This is a genomic window from Enterococcus raffinosus, assembly GCF_018917525.1.
Taxonomy (GTDB): Bacteria; Bacillota; Bacilli; order Lactobacillales; family Enterococcaceae; genus Enterococcus_A; species Enterococcus_A raffinosus_A.
The window spans coordinates 1-873 of record NZ_JAHLOS010000102.1; the positions used below are offsets into that span (position 1 = coordinate 1).

An 873-nucleotide genomic window follows, 5' to 3' on the forward strand; every position below is an offset into this window, starting at 1 on the left:
TACTAGGACGTGTCTGAAAACTCGTTACTGAGTCAGTTTGAAGATAGCAGCCACATAAACAAATGATAAAAACGACTTTGCCAATTTGTCATACCGTGTAGCGACACGACGAAAGTGTTTGATCCTGTTGAAAAAGCATTCTACTAAGTGGCGCTCTTTGTACAAGAACCAATCGACTTTCCAAGGATTTTTGGCATTCGATTTTGGAGGAATCGTATAGCTGCCTCCTTGTGCAGATATCCAGTCACGAATCGTCTCTGATCCGTAGGCTTTGTCACCCAAAATAGTGCTTCCTTCAATTTCAAATTGTTCTAGTAATGGGATCGTCGCAACAGCATCGTGGGTTTGCCCACCAGTTAAAAGAAAAGCTAATGGATTTCCCAAACCATCCACTAACGTATGGATTTTGGTTGTTTTCCCGCCGCGGCTGTTCCCTATATGTTGCTTCACTTCGTTGAGTTCAGCGTTTTTTTAGCTCCTGCACTATGTTGATGGGCTTTTATCGATGTGGAGTCGATACTGATCGTCTCAAAATCAGGTTCTACTTGAAGAACCTGAAAGATTTTTATCAATAAGCCGCTGTCCCTCCAATTGCAAAACCGAGTGTAGACTGTTTTCCAAGAACCGTATCGTTCTTCTGGTAAATCTCGCCAAGCAGCGCCACTGCGAGCGATCCAAAGAATGGCATTAAACGCAGTGCGGTTGTTCAATTTAGGCGGACGTCCAGTTCGATAATTCGGAAATAGTCCGCCAATCTGATCCCATTGCTCATCGCTCAGTTCATATCGTCGTGGTTGTGCCATTCGTTATCCTGCTCCAGTCGTTTTTATCAGAGCATACCATATTTTTATTGGGTTTTCAGACACGTCCTAG

1 protein-coding gene is annotated in these 873 nt (G+C 43.6%); it reads right to left on the bottom strand.

Features of this window, described 5'->3' with window-relative positions:
• Positions 1-24: 24 nt before the first annotated feature.
• Positions 25-803 (bottom strand): IS5 family transposase gene (locus tag KQI58_RS22440; protein ID WP_216411150.1). Its coding sequence is split into 2 segments (ribosomal slippage): positions 25-473 and positions 473-803, totalling 780 coding nucleotides; the frame shifts between segments, so codons are not numbered across the junction.
• Positions 804-873: the final 70 nt, after the last annotated feature.